General features: G+C 68.0%; 17 protein-coding genes, 2 tRNA genes and 1 riboswitch. Of the genes, 6 read left to right on the top strand and 13 right to left on the bottom strand.

Features of this window, described 5'->3' with window-relative positions; genetic code table 11:
* Positions 1–160: 160 nt before the first annotated feature.
* The 8 genes from Q9K23_RS20510 to Q9K23_RS20475 form a co-directional block, all read right to left on the bottom strand.
* Positions 161–628, bottom strand: coding sequence for a universal stress protein (locus tag Q9K23_RS20510; RefSeq protein WP_053778138.1), 468 nt, complete (start codon positions 626–628; stop codon positions 161–163).
* Positions 629–752: 124 nt separating this feature from the next.
* Entirely contained in the window at positions 753–1,121 is a 369-nt protein-coding gene (gene crcB / locus Q9K23_RS20505; protein WP_053778103.1) for a fluoride efflux transporter CrcB, read from the bottom strand.
* On the bottom strand, positions 1,118–1,609 hold the full coding sequence (gene crcB, locus Q9K23_RS20500) for a fluoride efflux transporter CrcB (RefSeq protein WP_053778104.1): 492 nt from the start codon (positions 1,607–1,609) through the stop codon (positions 1,118–1,120). The genes crcB (Q9K23_RS20505) and crcB (Q9K23_RS20500) overlap by 4 nt, the downstream gene beginning before the upstream one ends.
* Positions 1,610–1,628: 19 nt before the next feature.
* Positions 1,629–1,736, bottom strand: a riboswitch (Fluoride riboswitch).
* 59 nt (positions 1,737–1,795) lie between these two features.
* On the bottom strand, positions 1,796–3,673 hold the full coding sequence (locus Q9K23_RS20495) for a propionyl-CoA synthetase (RefSeq protein WP_053778105.1): 1,878 nt from the start codon (positions 3,671–3,673) through the stop codon (positions 1,796–1,798).
* Between the two features lie 198 nt (positions 3,674–3,871).
* Positions 3,872–4,222 carry an Lsr2 family protein gene (locus Q9K23_RS20490; protein WP_020792689.1) on the bottom strand — a complete coding sequence of 117 codons (351 nt, stop codon included), beginning with the start codon at positions 4,220–4,222 and terminating at the stop codon, positions 3,872–3,874.
* Positions 4,223–4,366: 144 nt separating this feature from the next.
* A complete protein-coding gene (locus tag Q9K23_RS20485; protein WP_082366028.1) occupies positions 4,367–6,592 on the bottom strand; it encodes a cation-translocating P-type ATPase in 2,226 nt (741 codons plus the stop codon).
* 64 nt (positions 6,593–6,656) lie between these two features.
* Positions 6,657–6,986 (bottom strand): metalloregulator ArsR/SmtB family transcription factor, encoded by a 330-nt coding sequence (locus tag Q9K23_RS20480; RefSeq protein WP_020792669.1) that lies wholly within the window; start codon positions 6,984–6,986, stop codon positions 6,657–6,659.
* Between the two features lie 239 nt (positions 6,987–7,225).
* A tRNA-Met gene (locus tag Q9K23_RS20475) sits at positions 7,226–7,302 on the bottom strand.
* A 116-nt stretch (positions 7,303–7,418) separates the two neighbouring features.
* On the opposite strand from Q9K23_RS20475, the gene Q9K23_RS20470 reads away from it, so the two are divergent.
* Both Q9K23_RS20470 and Q9K23_RS20465 read left to right on the top strand, forming a co-directional pair.
* Entirely contained in the window at positions 7,419–8,093 is a 675-nt protein-coding gene (locus tag Q9K23_RS20470; RefSeq protein WP_152972848.1) for a TetR/AcrR family transcriptional regulator, read from the top strand.
* Positions 8,090–8,806, top strand: coding sequence for a hypothetical protein (locus tag Q9K23_RS20465; RefSeq protein ID WP_020791367.1), 717 nt, complete (start codon positions 8,090–8,092; stop codon positions 8,804–8,806). The genes Q9K23_RS20470 and Q9K23_RS20465 overlap by 4 nt, the downstream gene beginning before the upstream one ends.
* A 94-nt stretch (positions 8,807–8,900) precedes the next feature.
* Here the strand turns inward: Q9K23_RS20465 and Q9K23_RS20460 are convergent.
* Together Q9K23_RS20460 and Q9K23_RS20455 are read right to left on the bottom strand one after the other, a co-directional pair.
* A tRNA-Met gene (locus Q9K23_RS20460) sits at positions 8,901–8,977 on the bottom strand.
* Positions 8,978–9,088: 111 nt separating this feature from the next.
* Positions 9,089–12,070 carry a UPF0182 family protein gene (locus Q9K23_RS20455; protein WP_053778107.1) on the bottom strand — a complete coding sequence of 994 codons (2,982 nt, stop codon included), beginning with the start codon at positions 12,068–12,070 and terminating at the stop codon, positions 9,089–9,091.
* Positions 12,071–12,338: 268 nt separating this feature from the next.
* Here Q9K23_RS20455 and Q9K23_RS20450 point away from each other — a divergent pair, with 268 nt between their 5' ends.
* On the top strand, positions 12,339–12,920 hold the full coding sequence (locus Q9K23_RS20450; protein ID WP_059038585.1) for a PPA1309 family protein: 582 nt from the start codon (positions 12,339–12,341) through the stop codon (positions 12,918–12,920).
* A gap of 84 nt (positions 12,921–13,004) precedes the next feature.
* Here Q9K23_RS20450 and Q9K23_RS20445 read toward each other — a convergent pair whose 3' ends face one another.
* Complete coding sequence (locus tag Q9K23_RS20445) at positions 13,005–14,054, bottom strand: PDZ domain-containing protein (RefSeq protein ID WP_053778109.1); 1,050 nt, start codon at positions 14,052–14,054, stop codon at positions 13,005–13,007.
* Positions 14,055–14,151: 97 nt separating this feature from the next.
* Between Q9K23_RS20445 and Q9K23_RS20440 the strand changes: the two genes are divergently transcribed.
* The 3 genes from Q9K23_RS20440 (at position 14,152) to Q9K23_RS20430 (ending at position 17,993) form a co-directional block, all read left to right on the top strand.
* Positions 14,152–15,615, top strand: coding sequence for a zinc-dependent metalloprotease (locus Q9K23_RS20440; RefSeq protein ID WP_020792842.1), 1,464 nt, complete (start codon positions 14,152–14,154; stop codon positions 15,613–15,615).
* Between the two features lie 66 nt (positions 15,616–15,681).
* Positions 15,682–16,662 carry a hypothetical protein gene (locus tag Q9K23_RS20435; RefSeq protein WP_020792844.1) on the top strand — a complete coding sequence of 327 codons (981 nt, stop codon included), beginning with the start codon at positions 15,682–15,684 and terminating at the stop codon, positions 16,660–16,662.
* Between the two features lie 17 nt (positions 16,663–16,679).
* Positions 16,680–17,993, top strand: a complete 1,314-nt coding sequence (locus Q9K23_RS20430; RefSeq protein WP_053778110.1) for an AarF/UbiB family protein — start codon at positions 16,680–16,682, stop codon at positions 17,991–17,993.
* A gap of 131 nt (positions 17,994–18,124) precedes the next feature.
* On the opposite strand, the gene Q9K23_RS20425 is transcribed toward Q9K23_RS20430, so the two are convergent.
* Together Q9K23_RS20425 and Q9K23_RS20420 are read right to left on the bottom strand one after the other, a co-directional pair.
* Positions 18,125–18,484: a WhiB family transcriptional regulator gene (locus tag Q9K23_RS20425; RefSeq protein WP_020792845.1), complete on the bottom strand. Its 360-nt coding sequence runs from the start codon at positions 18,482–18,484 to the stop codon at positions 18,125–18,127.
* 154 nt (positions 18,485–18,638) lie between these two features.
* Positions 18,639–18,896 carry a hypothetical protein gene (locus Q9K23_RS20420; protein WP_053778111.1) on the bottom strand — a complete coding sequence of 86 codons (258 nt, stop codon included), beginning with the start codon at positions 18,894–18,896 and terminating at the stop codon, positions 18,639–18,641.
* Positions 18,897–18,915: the final 19 nt, after the last annotated feature.

Genomic DNA, 18,915 nt, shown 5'->3' with positions numbered 1-18,915 from the left:
TGCGGAGATTTCGACACGCCTCGTCGCTCCGCTCCTCATCGGCTCAATCACCGTAAACAAGGTCACCGTCAACGCTGGCTGAGCAGGTCGACCGAGCGCAGCGAGGACGCCCGGCCGTCGAAACCTCCGTCACGTCCGCACGAAGCCGACCACGACGGGGTCACTCCGGCACATCACCGTCACCGACCTGCGTGTCGGCGGGTACGAGCAGCAGTGGCACGCGACGCGCACCGATCAGCCGATGCGCCACCGACTGTCCGAGGACCGAGTCGAGATACCCCATCAGCCCGCTGCGCGGACTGCCGACCACCACCATCAGCGCGCCGTAACGGTCGGCGACCTGCGCCAGCAGGTCCGCGGGCGATCCGTGTCCGCTGTGATAGGTCCACGACGCGGGGACGTCGTCGAGCAGGGCCCGGGCCGTCACCGCCTCGGCGGTCACGTTCGCGCGGTACTGCTCCTCCCAGTCGGGGGCGTCAGGATCGATCGGTTCGTCGTCGAGGTCGACGATGTGCACGATGTGGATGTGTGCGCGCAGCGGGACCGCCAGCGCCGCGGCGAACCGCGCGGCGGCCAGGCTGTCGGGATGGCGATCCCAGCCGACCACCAGGCAGCTCTGCGGGGTGATCCGGGGCCGGGGTCCCGGTCGTCGACGCCGCAACGGACCCCCATCTCGCGGATCACCGTCGTGCGGCTCCGCTCCCCCGGCATCGGAGGTGTACCGACCGAAAATGTTGTCCATCACCGACTCCTCAGATCGCCCACGCCAGCACCAGTCCCAGCGCGCACGCGCCCACCGAGCACACCAGTGAGCCGATGGCGTTGAGTGCCGAGAGCACCGCCTGCCTGCCCTGGGCCAGCCGGATGGTCTCGAAACTCGCGGTGCTGAACGTGGTGTAGCCGCCACAGAATCCGGTCCCCACCACGGCCTGGACCGACGACGGCATCCCGTGTGAGATCACCAGACCCGCCAGGATGCCGAGCAGCAGTGAGCCGCTCACGTTGATCACGAACGTGCCCCAGGGAAATGTCGACGCACGCAGCCCTTTCACGGCACCGTCGACGACGAAGCGACAGACCGCGCCGAGGGCACCGGCGAGGATCACCGCGACGGCGATCACGACACCTCTCCCGTCCACCGGCGGTGTGCCTGCCCAGCCGCGACGATGCCCGCCCACGCGCACACCAGGCCGGCGACCACGCTGACCACCGCATAGGCCACCGCCGTCCCCGTCGCCCCGTGGTGTCCGATCTGGGCGGTCTCGAGGGCGAAGGTGCTGTAGGTGGTCAGCGATCCGCAGAACCCGGTGCCGATGCACAGCCGGAGGCGACGGCGTCGGCCCGCGTCGTCGCCGGAGAGCACCAGGATCTCCAGGAGCGCTCCGAGGACGAAGGCCCCGGCCAGGTTGACCCCGAAGGTCGCCCAGGGCCAGGCCACGCCGTGGGCCGGGAACAGTTCTTCGACCAGGTACCGCAACCCGGTTCCGACGATGCCCCCGGCGAACACCAGGGAGATCGCCGAGAACTGCAGGTGCAGTGGACGTACGGGGGTGTCCGGGTCGATCGGCAACGAGGCGCCGATCTCGTTCGGTGAGGGGTCCGTGCCCACGACAAAGCTCCTTCCGGTGATCGGAACAGGAACTATCAGCCGGTCCGGGTCACCCCGGTGGAGGCGGTTCGGGCCGGGGTCCCGTCATCGGGGCCGGCCTCCGGCGAGATCCATCGCCGCGACCAATCCTAACTCCTGGCACCCCGGCGCACGCCGGACACGGCGCGGGCCGGGACCCCGTCGCCCCTACCCGAGCTGCTTGGCCAGCGCGGAGAGCACGTCGACGTCCTCGATCGTCGACGGCACGGTGTACTCCTCGTGGTCGACGATCTGCCGCATCGTCTTGCGCAGGATCTTGCCCGAGCGGGTCTTGGGCAGCGCCGGCACCACGGTGACGTCACGGAAGGTGGCGACCGCACCGATCTCGTTGCGCACCATCGTGACGAGCTCGTCGCGCAAGGTGTCCGGCTCGATCTCCACCCCGGCCTTGAGGACCACGTAGCCACTCGGCCGCTGGCCCTTCAGGTCGTCGTGGATACCGATCACGGCGCATTCGGCGACGGCGGCGTGTGAGGCGACGACGGCCTCGATACTGCCGGTGGACAGGCGGTGACCGGCCACGTTGATGACGTCGTCGGACCGGCCGAGGACGAAGACATAGCCGTCGGCGTCGATGTACCCGGAATCGCCGGTGAGATAGGTTCCCGGGAACGCCTTGAGGTAGGAGCTGCGGTAGCGCTCCTCGTCCCGCCAGAGTCCGGCGAGCGTGCCGGGCGGCAGCGGCAGGGTGATCACGATGTTGCCCTCCACCCCGGCGTCGACCGGCTTGCCGTCGGCGTCGACGATGCCCACCTGATAGCCGGGCACCGGCACCGTCGGGGAGCCGGCCTTGATCGGCATCGGTTCCAGCCCACGCAGATTCGCCGCGATCGCCCATCCGGTCTCGGTCTGCCACCAGTGGTCGACCACCGGGACACCGAGGACCGACGACGCCCACTCGAAGGTGTCGGGGTCGAGTCGCTCCCCGGCCGCGAAAAGGGTCTTGAGTGACGAGACATCGTATTCGGCAAGGAGTTTGGCGTCCGGGTCGGCCTTGCGGATGGCGCGGATCGCGGTGGGCGCGGTGAACAGCGCCTTGGCGCGGTGTTCGGAGACGACCCGCCAGAAGGCGCCGGCATCGGGGGTTCCCACCGGCTTGCCCTCGTACATGATGGTCGTCGCACCGGCCAGCAGCGGACCGTAGACGATGTAGGAGTGCCCGACCACCCAGCCGACGTCGGAGGCGGTCCACCACACGTCACCGGGTGCGATGTCGTAGATGTTGGTCATCGACCAGGCCAGGGCGACCGCGTGACCGCCGTTGTCACGCACCACGCCCTTGGGCTTCCCGGTGGTGCCGGAGGTGTAGAGGATGTAGAGCGGGTCGGTGGCGGCGACGTCGACCGGCTCGACCGGTGCGGCGTCGGCGATCTCGGTGTCCCAGTCCAGCCAGCCGTCGTGCTCGTCGGACGATCCGGCGATCTGTGGGCGGTCCTTGACGATCACCGTCGACGGCGCGGTCTCCGACAGTTCGAGGGCGCGCGCGACCATCGGCAGGTATTCCACGGTGCGGCCGGGTTCGAGGCCGCCGGATGCGGTGATGATCGCGACCGGTTCGGCATCGTCGATGCGGGTGGCGAGTTCGGGGGCGGCGAATCCGCCGAACACCACCGAGTGGACCGCTCCGATCCGGGCACAGGCGAGCATGGCGATCGCCGCCTCCGGGATCATCGGCATGTAGATGATCACCCGATCGCCGGCCGAGACACCGCGCGCGGCGAGCACCCCGGCGAACCGGGACACCTCGGCGAGCAGTTCGGCGTAGGTGTAGCGGCGTACCTCACCGACCATCGCCGAGTCCCAGATCAGCGCCATACGGTCACCGTGGCCGGCGGCCACATGGCGGTCGAGCGCGTTGTGGCAGGTGTTGAGCCTGCCGCCCGGGAACCAGCGGTAGATCGGCGCCTGCGTGTCGTCGAGCGCGACGGTCGGCGCCTTGTGCCACTCGATCTCCGCGGCGGCGGTGAGCCAGAACGATTCCCGGTCGGAAACGCTGCTCTCGAATGCCTCGTTGTACGCACCCACGTCGGTTCCTCATCTCATCACTCACGGTCGCGCGGCGGTTACGGGCGCGACATTGCTCCACCGAGCGTAATCAGCGTCACAGCTCGGCGCGAGAGGATCAGACGATGTTCGACGACCGGTCGGTTCCGTTCGGCGAACGGCACCCGACCCGACAGTGTGCCCACACTCCCGTCGGCCGGATTCGACCTGGCCGTTCGGTCAGTTGGCGGCGTCGTATGCCTCGATGACCTCGACCGAGATCCGGCCCCGATCACTGATCTCGTAACCGTTGTCGCGCGCCCAGGTGCGCACCGCCTGGGTGTCACGGCCCGACCGGCGGGCCCGGCTCGCCTTCTGCGCCCCGGCCGAGCGTGACGCCGCCGAGCGCGAGTCCGAAGAGCGGGACGCCACGACATACCGCTCGAGATCACGATGGAACTGGGTGGCATTCGACGGTGACGTGTCGAATTCGTACTGTTTTCCATCGACGCTGAAATTCACCGTGACGGCTTCTTTGAGCGCTTTTCCGTCGAGATCGTCGACAATGGTGACAACGGTACGACGTGCCATGATGGCCCCCCTCATGATGAATGAAAATTCTCCCCGCGCGAACAATAGCATCGACTACGGGGCAGATCACACATGCGGGTTGGGTTCAACTGTTGCATTTCCCGAACAACGGTGACCCCACTCTCCGCACACCGCCGGAACGGGTCATCGGGGCGGTGCCGCGTCGTGCCCGCGGGAGTGTACGGCCGGATCATCTCCACAGGCCGGCTCCTCACCGCGCACCGGATGGTCGTCACCGCAGCAGTCGCAGTCGTGCCCGCCGGCGGCGGGGCCTATGCGGAGGAGACCGGTCGACGAGGGCCCCGTTGTCCCCGCTCTCCCCGTTGTCCCCGTTGTTTGCGTCACCCCGCGAGCGGGTGCCGACGGCGAACAGCAGGCGTCGTCGGGAGTGCGTACCGCCCCGACGGTGACATAGTGGGCATCCCCCGCACCGACCGTCGACGTGGCCAGCCCCGGGAGCGACACGGTCCGGGCCGCCCGGATCGCATTGAGGATCACCAGCACCTCGGCGGCTTCGTGGATGAAGACGACGGTGGCGAGTCCCAGAACACCGGCGGCGGCCGGCGGGATGAGCACCACGATGATGAGCATCGCGAGAATCAGGTTCTGCACCATGATCTTTCGGGCACGACGGGCATGGGCGAGGACCTGTGGGAGATGCCGGAGGTCTTCACCCATGAGTGCGACGTCGGCGGCCTCGATCGCGACATCGGTACCCATCGCCCCCATCGCGATCCCGACGTCGGCGGTCGCCAGTGCAGGTGCGTCGTTGACTCCGTCGCCGACCATCGCGATGGGCCGGCCACCGGCGAGCGTCTCGACCAGCGCCGCCTTGTCCTCGGGACGCAGGTCGGCGTGGACGACGGCGATTCCGGCCTGTTGGGCGAGCGCATGGGCGGTGCGCATGTTGTCGCCGGTCAGCATGGCGGTCTCGATACCCAGAGCGGCGATTCGTTCGACGGCCTCGGCCGCTTCGGGGCGGAGCTCGTCGCGAACCGCGACCGCGCCGATCACGGTGCCGTCGACCTCGAGGAGAACGACGGTGGCGCCGCGACCCTGAAGGCCGGCGACCTCCTCGGCGAAGGCTTCGGTACCGATCCACCCCGGTCGTCCGAGTCGGACACGGCGGCCGTCGAGCACGCCGACGATCCCGTCACCGGGCAGTGCGGTGACGTCGTCGGCGACGCGCGGACCGGACGATGATGCTGCGAGGATCGCTTGTGCCAGTGGATGTTCGCTACGGACCTCCAGTGCGGCTGCGGTGGCGAGCACGTCGTCCTCGGTGACCGGATCGGCCGCGAGGACGGCGATCACCCGAGGTGTGTTGCAGGTCAGCGTGCCGGTCTTGTCCAGGGCGACGACGCGGATCCGGCCGAGTTCTTCGAGTGCGGCGCCACCTTTGACCAGCGCTCCCTGCCGGCCGGCCGCTCCGACGGCCGCGACCACCGTCAATGGCACCGCAATGGCCAGGGCACAGGGTGAGGCGGCGACGAGTACCACCAGTGCCCGTTCGATCCACACCATCGGGTCACCGACGAGCGCGCCGATCCCGGCCACCGCACCGGCGAGCACCATGATGATCGGCACGAGCGGGCGTGCGAGGGTGTCGGCCAGTCGTTGCGCACGACCCTTGCGCTCCTGGGCTTCCTCGACGATGTGCACGATCCGGGCCAGCGAACTGTCCGATGCCGGCGCGGTGACATCGACCTCGATGGCGCCACCGCCGTTGATCGCCCCGGCGTGGACCTCGTCACCGGGCGCCGCCTCCACCGGCACCGACTCCCCGGTGATCGCCGACAGGTCGAGACTGGTGACACCGGTGCGGATCACACCGTCGGTGGCCGCACGTTGGCCCGGGCGCAGCACCATCACGTCCCCGACCCGGAGATCGTCTGGTGCCACCTGTGTCTCGACGCCGCCACGCAGCACCGACGCCGACGGCGGCACCAGCGCCAGCAAGGCACGTAGACCTCGTCGGGTCTTGGTCACGGCGTGATGTTCGAGCCCCTCGGCGACGGAGAACAGGATTCCCAGCATGGCCGCTTCGGCGTACTGCCCCAAGGCGATCGCCCCGATCGCGGCGATCGTCATCAGCGTGCCCACCCCGATGTACCGGTGACGCACCAGGGCGATCACCGCCGACGGCACGAAGGACAGAAACGCGATCACCGCCCCGGCGATCTCCAGTCCCGCCGACACACCCGTCGCACCAGCACGTCCGAGGAGCAGACCTGCGGCCAGCAACACCGCGGCAACGGTCGCGTACTGCAACTCACGGACCTGCCAGAATCGTTCGCCGCGGCCGTCCTCGCCGAGATCGGCTCCTCCTCGATCGTCGGCAGCCCCTGGACCGCAACATGTTTCGGACATCATCGACCGCCACGATCGTCGGGCCGGCGAGACACCGGCACGCGCCCAGACCGGCCGGTACCCATCAGCAACACCCGTCGGTCGACGATGTGGGACAGCAGGCCGGGTCCACTGCCAGCACCAGCCCCTGCAGGTCGTCGAGCGCACGCGCGATACGGGGATCGGCGAGCTCGTATCGACTCCGCCGTCCTTCCGGTACGGCGACCACCAGTCCACACCCACGTAGGCACGCGAGGTGGTTCGACAGGATCTGCCGGGAGACGCCGATCGCATCGGCGAGCTCCGCCGGGTACCCCGGCCGCTCGCGCAGCGACACCAGGACCTTGGTCCGGGTCGAATCCGACAGCGCATGACCGAACCGGGTCAGGGCGTCCAGGCCGAGTGTGTCGTCCACATCTCGGATAGTACATCCGATTCTGTACCGACGAATGGGTTCGATGCTCCCCGGGCAGCCTCAGGCCCACCGGGACCATTCGATGTCGGTTCGCCTTCGAGGGGCGGATTCGAGTTCGTGAGGATCGAAGACCACCCCACCGGCCGGCCGGCCGGGACGTACCTTCAGGCCGCGCCCACCCACGGGTCGGCGAAAAAGCAACAGGCCCGGTTCTCTCATCGAGAACCGGGCCTGCGCGGTGGTAGCGGGGACAGGATTTGAACCTGCGACCTCTGGGTTATGAGCCCAGCGAGCTACCGAGCTGCTCCACCCCGCGATGGTGAATAGAACGTTACACGCCCGATGCGCACTCTCCAAAACGGCTGGTGAAGCCCGTAAATCGCCGACCCGACCCCCTGGCGCCCATGCATTTACATATGTAAACTTTTTTACATGCGTAAACCAGAAACGGCTCCCAGGAGACGAAGATCACGAGATCTCCTCGTCGGTGCGGTCGGCGAACTGCTCGATGCGCACGAACCCGACCAGATCACGATCACCGACGTCGTCAACCACGCATCCGTCACCCGTCCGACGTTCTACGCGATCTTTCCCGACCTGCCCTCGGCGTTCGCCGAGGCCGCCCTCACCCGGATGGCCGACGCCTTCGCGGGCGAGTCCGTCGTCGACGTCCCCGCTGCGCAGCGACCCGAGGTGATGCTCGGTGCCATCACGCGCATCCTGACGCGCCTGGAGGCCGACGCCGGGTTCTACGCCCGTGTGGTGAACGGCCACGGCGCGCACCGCGTGCAGACGCAGGCCATCGCCTTCCTCGCCGACGAGTTGCTCACCAACACCCCGGTCTCACGCGCACTCCGTACCGGCCCGCTGCCGGCCGAGACGTCGGCGACGGCGCTCGCGGCCGGGGTGACCTGGATCGGTCTGCGGTGGCTCACCTCGAACCCGCGAGAGCCGGTCGGCGACATGGCCGTCGAACTCCGCGACCTGGTCCTGCGGACCGTGGTCGGCGGGCTCGGCTCCCCCGCCACCCGGCCGGCCCCCGACAACACCGAAGCCCCACAGATCCAGGACCACCCCGAAACCCCAGAGAGCGAAGGACTCACATGATCAAGGTCGACCACTCACTCCGCCGACAACGACTCGCCGCCCGCGACGCGCTCCGCAACGCCGGGACCCTCGCCTTCAAACCGGTCTCGTCCGCCCAGTGGACCGACGTGTCGGTCTCGCGCCGGGGCGCGATCCGCGTGCGAATCCAGCACGACGACATCGCCGGTGTCACACCGGAGATGATCCAGTGGTGGTTCGAGAACATGGCCGGCACCACCACCTGGAACGGCGTCGACTTCACCGGCCCCGAGGTCTTGTACTACCACCTGTGGCATCACCGCGACCACATCCGGATCACACCGCTCACCGACGCCCCGGACGGCACACCCAGCACCGGCTTCCGCGTGGGCGCCCTGTCGCGAATCGACGAGCAGTTCAACGACTACCGCGATCGCATCCACCAGGTGATGCGCACCACCCGCCTGGACTCCACCGAGTTCACCTTCGACATCCTCGGTCCCGCACACATCCCCGCCGGCTACATCATCCATCGATACGCACCGGTGGACGGCGGTGTGAGCTTCTATGCCGAGACGGTCATCGACGTCCGGGTGCCGATCCTGGGACCGGTACTGAACTGGCTGGTACGGCCGTTCCTGTTCTCCCGGGCGACCGCCGACCACTGGATCCGCCACAACATCGAGGAGACCGGTCGCACGGCCGACATCCTGCCCGCGATCCATGCAGCCGCCCACGCACCCGCGCGAACGTGATCCCCGCTCACGCCTGTGATCCCAGACACGGTGCCCAGCAACGGTTCTGGTGAAAGCAAGAAACCCGCCCGGTTTCCCGGGCGGGTTTCTTCGTTGGTAGCGGGGACAGGATTTGAACCTGCGACCTCTGGGTTATGAGCCCAGCGAGCTACCGAGCTGCTCCACCCCGCGTTGGTGAACACAACGTTACAGGGTCGTTGTCCGCCAATGCAAATCGCCCTCGGGAGAGTGCGTGATCAGCGAAAACGCCTGTGGCCGTGAACACATCCAACATGGGCAGGATCAGTTCCCACCCTGCGATTCGTACTGCTGAACCGCCTTGTTGAGCTGGTCGAGCGCCTGACCGTAGGCGGTGAAGTCACCCTTGGTCTGTGCGTCCTTGAGCTTGTCGAGGGCATCGCCGATGGCCTTCACCGCGGCGTCGCGCTGCGGGTTGGTGCCCGACGGCTGACTCGGTGTCGCGGGTGTCGCCGGCTGCTCGGTCTGACCGTCGCTGCCGTCGGACTCGTCGTTCTCACCGATCGGGATCTGCGCGGCACTGCTCGGGTTGATCCCGACCTGTGCCAGCGCCTCGGCCGTCGTCGGCGCGTACCCGACGCGGCCCTCATACCGTGTGATCACACGGAACAGTCGCGGATAGGTGGCCTCGACGCCCTTGGCCTGCGCATACATCGGGACGACGTAGAGCACGCCGTTGTCACCCACCGGCAGCGTCAGCAGGTTGCCGAACGTCACCGTCGCGGTGTTCTCCAGACTCTTTCTGCTCTCGGCGACGCGGGAGTCGGTCTGCATCGGGTTGAACGCCTGCTTCGGACCCTCACGCTGGGTGTTGGGCGGCAGTTCCTGGACCGTGATCTGGCCGTAGGTGGACGGATCACTGGACACCGTCACATAGGCCGCGAGGATCGGACGGTTCAGTCGGGTCAGCACCGACGTCAGCTGGAACGAGGCCTGACCGTCCTTGGGGCTGGCCGCCACGAAGTAGTACGGCGGCTGGTCGAGATTGCGCGCCGTCGCGTCGTCGGAGGTCGGATCCGAGGGCACCGACCAGAAGTCGTTGGCCTGGAAGAAGGTCTCCGGCGAGCTGACGTGGTAGCGGCTGAGTAGGGTCCGCTGGATCTTGAACAGATCCTCCGGGTAGCGCAGGTGCTCGACGAGGGACTTGTTGGCATCGAGTTCCGAGCGCGGCTTCACCGAACCGGGGAACACCTTCATCCAGGTGCTGAGCACCGGATCGTCCTTGTCGAACTGGTACAGGGTGACCTCACCGCTGTAGGCGTCGACGGTGGCCTTCACCGAGTTGCGGACATAGGCCACATCCCGGTTGACCTGCACGCGCCCGGTCTCACCCTGATTGGTGTTCTGCGCGTCGTTGGTCGCATCCTGCAGCGATGTCTTCTGCGCATACGGGTACGAGTCGAGGGTGGTGTAGCCGTCGACGATCCACTTGATCGACCCGTCGGCCAACACGGCCGGGTAGGCCTTGGTGTCGACGGTCAGCCACGGTGCGACCTGCTTGACGCGGTCCCGGGGATCACGGTTGTACAGGATCCGCGAGTTCGAGTTGATCTCGCTCGACAGCAGGAAGTTCCGCTCGGTGTACTTCACCGCGTACAGGAACCGGGTGGCCCAGTTCCCCAGCGACACACCCGACGACCCCTCGTAGGTGTACTTGGAGTCGGCGGTGTCGTACTCGCGCGGCGCACCACCGTCGGAGCCGACGATCGCATAGTCGGGATTGATCTTGGCGATCAGCTCACCGAAGTACACACGCGGCTGGGTGACCTTGATCGGCGCGTTCTTGAGGTACTCCTCGGTGCGGTAGTTGCTCAGGTCGCTGACGTAGAACAGCGGCTGGCCACCACCCTCGAAGTTCTCGTTGTCGGCCGATGCCGCCTGCGCGACGGTGTTGGCCGGCGAGGCGACGAAGCCGTTGCCGTGGGTATAGACGAGATGCTTGTTGAGCCAGTTCTGCTGGTTCTCGCGATACCCGCGCGGGTCGAGCTCGCGGAGCGCCACCACGAAGTCCCGCAGCTGTCCGTCGATGTCGTAGCGGTCGACGGCGAGCTGCTGCGGGAAGCCGTAGAAGTTCTGCCGCTGCTGGATCTGGGTGAACGCCGGCGAGACGATGTTCGGGTCCAGGACGCGGATGTTCGACAGGGTCGCGGTGTCGGCGTTGACCGTCGCCTGGTTGACCGGGTTGCCCGTCCAGTTGCTCTGCGTGGTGACGTTGTCGGGTCCGATGCCGTACGCCTGCCGGGTCGCATCGATGTTGCGCTGGATGTACTCGGCTTCCTTCTGCGCCGCATTCGGCTTGACCGAGAACTGCTCCATGGTCAACGGCCAGCCGACGCCCATGAGCAGCGCCGAGAACAGCATCAGAACGGTGGCGATGGCCGGGATGCGCAGGTCCTTGAGCACGATGCCGGCGAAGAACGCGAGCGCACAGATGATCGCGATCGCCATCAGGATCAGCTTGGACGGCAACACGGCGTTGATGTCGGTGTAGCTGGCGCCGTTGAAGATCTCGGCCTTGCGGTCACTCGACAGCAGCGCATACCGGTCGAACCAGTACGCGACCGCCTTGAGTAGCAGGAACGTACCGGCGAGCACGGCCAGCTGGATGCGGGCGGCGTTGGTGAGCGAGCCGTTGCCCGCCCCGAGGCGCAGTCCGCCGAAGAGGTAGTGCGTGATCAGGTTCGCGATGAAGGCGATCACCACGATCACGAACAGGAAGTTGAGGACGAACCGGATGAACGGCAGCTCGAACGCGTAGAAGCTGATGTCCATCCCGAATTGTGGATCGGTCACCCCGAAGCTGGTGGAGTGCAGGAACGTCTGCACGGTGATCCACGACCCCTGGGCGACCAGACCGGCGAGCAGCCCGATCAGCACCGGCGGCACGATGCCGAACCAGCGCACACGCCCCATGATCGACGCCCGGTACCGGGCCAGCGGATCGTTGGGTCCGGTCGTCGGCACGAACACCGGCCGCGACCGATAGGCCAGCGCGATGGCACCGAAGATGATCACCCCGACGATCAGCGCGGTGATCAGGAACAACAGCACCCGCGTCCACACGATCGTGGAGTAGACGTTGGAGTACCCCAGATCGGAGAACCACAGCCAGTCCGTGGCGATCCCGACGAAACGCGGACCGACCAACAGAATGATCAGCAGCACCACCCCGATACCGATGGCGATCTTGCTCTTGCGCGACAGTGTCGGCAATCCTGCCGGCCCGCGTACGCCCACCTGACCCACTCTCCAAAATGCTCAATCCGGACATGATCCGGTGCGCCGGTCACTCACCGATGCGAGTTTGGCACCACTGTACTGGGCGCCACAGTCACCCCGGCGACCTCATCGGACACCACTGTGTGCTGCGTCTCATCCGACAACGTGGCCGGGTGCGTCCCGGTTCCCGCGACCCGCCGGATGGCCGGGCCCGGATGCGGGCACGCCGACGGCGGACACGAAGATGGTCGGCCGCACGTGGTCGGGCATGTCCGGCAGGGCATCATGTGGGGTGATGAGCGATCTGACCGCCCCCCGGAGCCCCTTCTCCCCCGACGACCTCGGCCGTGCCCTCGCCGACGCCCTGCGCTTCGCCTCGTCCACCGACGGCATCCCGAGCGCCGAGGTCACCCGCGCACCGCAGGTGTTCGCGCTGGTGCCGACCGCACTGCTGGCACAGTTGCAGCCCGATCTGGTCTCCGCCGACGACGACTCGTCGCTCAGCCCGATCGCCGAGGAACCACTGCCCACGACCGCGGTGTCCGAGCCGCATGCGGTGCTCGAGGAGTTCCTCGCGACCGCGTCGTGGCCCGATGCGGTGGCCGGGGCGGCCGTCGTCGTCGACATCCTGATGCTGCCCCCGGATGCGCGACCCGATCTGCCCACCGCCGACGACTCGTCGCCGATCGCCCTGCGCTCGGCGGCCACCACACATCCCGACAGCCGGCCGGCCCGACTCGCCGTGGGCGCGCTGCGCCACGGCCGCAGCCTGGCGCTGGTGGAACTGTGGTCGGACGAGGGCATCCCCGAACGACGCACCCATCCCGACCTCGCCGGCGACCTCCAGGAAGCGCTGGCCGCCTCGCTCGACGGCTGATCTGACCCGGACCCGACCCGCCGGCGGTTCAGGAACGCCAGGGTTCAGGAACGCCAGTGGTTCGGGAACGTCGGGCTCCGGACGTCAGCAGTGCGGGGCGTCCCTGCCCTCGCCGATCGCATCGAGCGCGTCGACGGCCGACTGCAGTGACGTCACCTTGACCAGTTGCAGTCCGTCCGGGGCGTCCGAGTCGGCCTCGGCACAGTTGTCCGCGGGCACCAGGAACACGGTGGCCCCGTTGTCGCGGGCGGCACGGGTCTTGTGGGTGACGCCGCCGATCGGCCCCACCTCGCCGGTGTCGCTGATGGTGCCGGTGCCGGCGATGAACTTGCCGCGGGTGAGCGAGCCGGTGCTGAGCTGGTCGACCACCGACAGCGAGAGCATCAGTCCCGCCGACGGTCCGCCGATGTCCCCGACGTGGTAGTCGATCTGCACATTCGGGTCGGCACTGCGCACCTCCGGGGTGACGCCGAGGTAGGCGACGTCGGTGGTGCCCGGACGCGTGCCGGTGGTGACGGTGACCGTCTGCGCGGTTCCCTCGCGGACGATCGCGACCGGGATCTGCTGGTCGGGATGCAGTTTCGCGATCGTCGTGCGCACGTCCTCGGCGGTGGTGACCGCCTTGCCGTCGACCGACACGATCACATCCCCGGTCTTCAGCACCTTGCCGGCCGGGCCGCTCGGTTCGACGTAGGCCGCGACCAATGCCGTCGGGCGCTGCAGGAAGCGCAATGCGGCCGCGGTGGCGGTGCTCTCCGAGTTGCTCATCTGGTCGAGGTTCTGCTGCCGGGTCTGCTCGGTGGTCTGTCCCGGCGGGTACACCGTCTCGCGGGGCTGCACCGAGTAGGTCCCCGACATCCACATCCCGATCGCCTGGAACAGCGACAGCCCGTCGGACACACCGACGGTGGTGAGGTTGAGGTGACCATCGGTCTTGTCGACCTGGGTCCCGGTGATCTCCACGACGGGGACCTCACGGCCGTTGTCGTCGATGGTGCCCAGGGTGTTGACCGTCGGACCGGGACCGAGCGCCACGAACGGCACCTGCACACGGGTACCGGCGACGACGAGCACCAGCAGGATCAGGACGGTCACCGCGACGGTGACGATGCGGCGGGAGGACGGCGCCTTCATTCCGACCACCCTAACGGGCCGATGGACCTGCGCGCCCTACGCTCAAGGCGAAATCCGGGAGCACCTGGGTTGCGCGTCCGGGCGGTACCGTGGAGACATGAGCGATTTGCCCTTCGGATTCTCCTCTTCGTCCGGCGACGACGACGGCAAGGACAAGAACGCCGGCGCGAGCGGAGACGGCGGCCCCGGCAACACCGGCCCGCAGAACCCGTTCGGGTTCGGCGGCGCGGGCTTCGACCCGTCGGCCGGTCTCGATCCGTCGGCGCTGGGACAGATGTTCAGCCAGCTCGGCCAGATGTTCAGCGGCATGGGCACCTCGATGAGCGGGTCCGGCGCGGCCGGACCGGTGAACTACCAGCTCGCCGCCAATCTGGCCCGCCAGCAGATCGGCAACTTCACGCCGGTGCTCGAGAAGGAGAACAAGGCCGTCGCCGACGCCGTGCGCCTGGCCGACGTCTGGCTCGACGACGTGACCACCTTCCCCGGCGGGGTCAGCAAGGCCGTCGCCTGGACTCCGGTGCAGTGGCTCGACGAGACCCTGCCCACCTGGAAGGGCCTGTGCAATCCGGTGGCCACCCAGCTGGCCGGGACGTGGCAGCAGAACCTACCGCCCGAGGCCGCGCAGTTCGCCGGACCGATGATGGGCATGCTCACCCAGATGAGCGGGATGGCCTTCGGCACCCAGCTCGGCCAGGGGCTCGGGCAGCTCGCCAAGGAGGTGCTCACCTCCACCGACGTCGGCCTGCCGCTGGCCCCCGAGGGTGTGGCGGTGCTGCTGCCGGAGGCGATCGCCACCTTCGCCGACGGCCTGGGCCTGCCCGCGCAGGAGATCATCGTCTTCCTCGCCGCCCGGGAGGCCGCGCACGTGCGGCTGTTCACGCACGTGCCGTGGCTGCGGCAGCGACTGCTGTCGACGGTCGAGGAGTACGCCCGCGGGATCAGCATCGACTTCTCCGGCATCACCGACATGACCGCCAACATCGATCCCACCGAGCTGTTCTCCGACCCGTCCAAGCTGGAGGAGCTGATCAGTTCGTCGGCGACCTTCGAGCCCACCACCACCCCCGAACAGAAGGCCGCCCTCGACCGCCTCGAGACGCTGTTGGCCCTGATCGAGGGCTGGGTGGAGAACGTTGTGACCCAGGCACTCTCGGATCGCATCCCGAGTACGTCGGCGCTCGTGGAGACCATGCGCCGACGCCGTGCGTCGGGCGGACCCGCCGAGCAGACCTTCGCCACCCTCGTCGGTCTCGAGCTGCGTCCGCGCAAGTCGCGGGAGGCGGCCGCCCTGTGGCGCTCGCTGTTCGAGGCCACCGATGTCGCCACCCGGGACAAGGTCTGGGAACATCCCGACCTGCTCCCCGACGCCGACGACCTCGACAACCCGGCCCGCTTCGTCGAACGGTTCATCGGCGGCGACTCCGAGATCGACTCGGCCATCGCCGAATTGGAGAAGTCGCTCGCCGCCGAGGCCGAGCGGGGTTCGGCGGCAGACGATTCTGCCGACAAGTCCGACGAGTCCGATGATCCCGACGACATGCCGGGCGATCCCGGCCGCTGATCACACCCCTTGTGGATAACCACCACGACGGCCTCGGACCGGCCGTCGGGGTGGCACAGTGGCCCCATGGATCCTGGAACATCGCAGCATCCCGGATCTCCACCGCATCCGGGAACAGGACGGCATCCGGGGGCGGTATCCGGGAGTCGCCTGCCGGTGATCGCCGACGGCGTCCCGATCCTGGTGCGCCCGGACAATCGGGTGCACATCGGTGGCGATCCGCAGACCGGGCTGGTCCTGGAACTGCCGGAGTCGGCGTCGGGTCCCAAGGTCGCGGCCCTGCTCGGGTCGCTGCGTGAACCACGCACGCGCACCGAGGTCTTCGCCGAACTCGTCGACGCCGGGCTGACCCGCGCCGAGCTCGACACGATCCTCGCGCAACTCCTCGCGGCCGGGAAGGCGTCACACTCGGCGTTCACCCGGCCGTCGACCGAGCGGCTGCGTATCCGGGTCCACGGAACCGGCCCGCTCACCCGACTGCTCGCCACCACACTGGCCGACGCCGGGTTCGTCGTGACGCACACCGTCCGCCGGCCCGCGCACCGCGATGCGCCCTCCCCACGGACCAACCTGGTGGTCCTCACCGACCATCTCGCACACGAGTCGTGGCTCGTCGACCGGCTGATGGCCGACCGTGTCCCACACCTGCAGGTCCGCCTGCGCGACGGGGTGGGGCTGCTCGGTCCGCTGGTCCTGCCCGGGCTGTCGAGTTGCCTGGCATGCGCCGATCGACACCGCACCGACCGCGATCCCGAGTGGCCGGTGCTGCGCGGCCAGCTGACCGGGGTGGCCGGCAATGCCGGTGACCCGATCACCCGGATGACCGCGGCGCTCGCGCACGATCAGATCGACCGGCTCGCGAGCGCATTGGCCGTCGGCGCATCCGAACCCCCGTATCTGCTCGGTCGGGTGATCGAGGTGCACGGTTCCCCGCCACGCCTGTCGAGCACCGTGTGGCCGCGGCATCCGCTGTGTCCGTTTGCCTGCGGGACCCCTTCGGCGTCGGATACACCTCCGGCTCGCGTCGCGGGCGGTCATCTATCCTGAGGGAGGGAAAGGACACTATGACCGACATCACGCGGGGGCAAGGTCGCCGGAACGCCAAGCTCGTCTCGCTGCCGATCGGCATGGCCGGACGTGCGGCGGCCGGGCTCGGGAAACGAATGGTCGGCAAAGACCGGGACGAGATCAACCAGGAGCTCCTGGAGAAGTCCGCCGATCAGCTGTTCGCCGTTCTCGGCGAGCTCAAGGGCGGCGCCATGAAGGTCGGCCAGGCCATGTCGATCATGGAGGCGGCGATCCCCGACGAGTTCGGTGAACCGTTCCGCGAGGCGCTCACCAAACTGCAGGCGGAGGCACCCCCGCTGTCGGCGCCCAAGGTGCACAAGGTGCTCGACCAGCAGCTCGGCACCAAGTGGCGGCAACGGTTCCGCGACTTCTCCGACGAGCCGGCCGCCGCCGCGAGCATCGGTCAGGTACACAAGGCGGTGTGGTCCGACGGCCGTGAGGTGGCCGTCAAGATCCAGTACCCGGGCGCCGACCACGCCCTCAAGGCCGACCTCAAGACCTTGTCGCGGATGTCCGGGCTGATCCAGAAGCTCTCCCCCGGCACCGACGTGAAGTCGATGATGGACGAGCTGATCGACCGCACCGAGGCCGAGCTCGACTATCTCGGCGAGGCCGACAACCAGCGGGCCTTCGCCAAGGCCTTCGACGGCGACCCCGACTTCGTCATCCCCAAGGTGGTCGCCAGTTCACCCAAGGTGATCGTCTCCGAATGGCTCACCGGCACCCCGCTGTCGAAGATCATCACCGGCGGCGACAAGCCCACCCGTGACCGCGCGGCCGCCCTCATGTCGACCTTCGAGGTGAGCTCCCCGTTCCGGGTGGGCCTGCTGCACGGCGATCCGCATCCGGGCAACTTCTTCATCGCCGACGACGGCCGGTTCGGCGTCCTCGACTTCGGCGCCGTCGGCCACTATCCCAACGGACTACCGCCGGAGACCGGCCCGATCCTGCGGCTCGCGCGTGACAAGGAGTACGACGAACTCAAGGCACACATGGTGGATGCCGGGTTCATCCTGCGCACCCAGGTCGACAAGGTGTCGGCGACCGACATCGAGGCCTACCTCAAGGCCTATGTGGATCCGCTGTACACCGAGTCGTTCCACTTCACCCGCAAGTGGTTGCAGCGCGCGGCCGGCAAGGCCACCGATGTGCGCGGCGACGTGTACAAGACCTCACGGCATCTGAACGTGCCCAAGCAGTACGTGATGGTGTTCCGGGTACTCGCCGGGTGCGTCGGCATCGCCGCACAGCTCGACGCCGAGGCCCCGTACCGCGGGATCATGGAGCAGTGGGTGCCCGGTCTGGCCTGACCGACCCCACCGGCGGCACGGCACGAACACCGACACAACGCCCACGAACACAACGGACACCGGCATGACGACCACCAACACGACGACCACCGGCCGTCCCCGAACGGATTCGGGGACGGCCGGTGTCGTCGTCAGGCCGCATTCTTGCGCGGACGGCCACGGGGACGCTTGCGGGCGATCACCGCGCCGTGGTCGAAGATCTCGCCGCCCCACACACCCCACGGCTCGGCTCGATCGAGCGCGGCCTGCAGGCACTGGGCCTTGAGTGGGCAGTCACCACAGAAGGCCTTGGCCCGCTCCAGGTCACGGGGATCCTCGGCGAACCACAGGTCGGCGTCACCAGCCTGGCAGGGCAGATCGGTCGATCGGGACACCGAAAGCGTTGCAGCAGAAGAATATTCGTTGGCAGAGCACTCATCGGTGCGGGTACGGCCGACCGGCGCCACACGGTCGGCCACGGTACTCGGTTCGAGAACGCAGTCGGTTGTCATTACCTCTCCACCTCTGTCGGATTCATCGGGTTCACGTGACCCGAGCCGTTTGTGGTGGAGTCCTGCCCCGAATCGACGAGATGTCGGGGGGATCAGACCAGAAAGGCCACGGGTTCGCGGTTGCGATTGCCCCGTGGCCGGAAATCTGACGCGGTCAGCGTCTGGATCTGCGGTGTGTCACAGGGAATCGCGGGACAGCTCGTGCCGGCGCGGGCGACGCGGCGGCGTTCGCGGGTTCGGACAGCGCGATCGCTGCCGATGCCGGTTGTGCGGCATCGGCGCGATGCTCGCCGAGCGACAGGCACTCGTCGACACGCCAGGAGCGGTCGCGAGCGATGGTGCCCACCAGGCTGCCGCCGGCGGCATTGCTGCCGACGACATTGCGCTTGTCACCGAAAACGATTGTGTTCACTGCTTCCACTCCTTTCCGA

It is taken from the genome of Gordonia sp. NB41Y (assembly GCF_030718915.1).
Taxonomy (GTDB): domain Bacteria; phylum Actinomycetota; class Actinomycetes; order Mycobacteriales; family Mycobacteriaceae; genus Gordonia; species Gordonia desulfuricans.
This window is presented reverse-complemented; position numbering and strand designations above follow the sequence as displayed.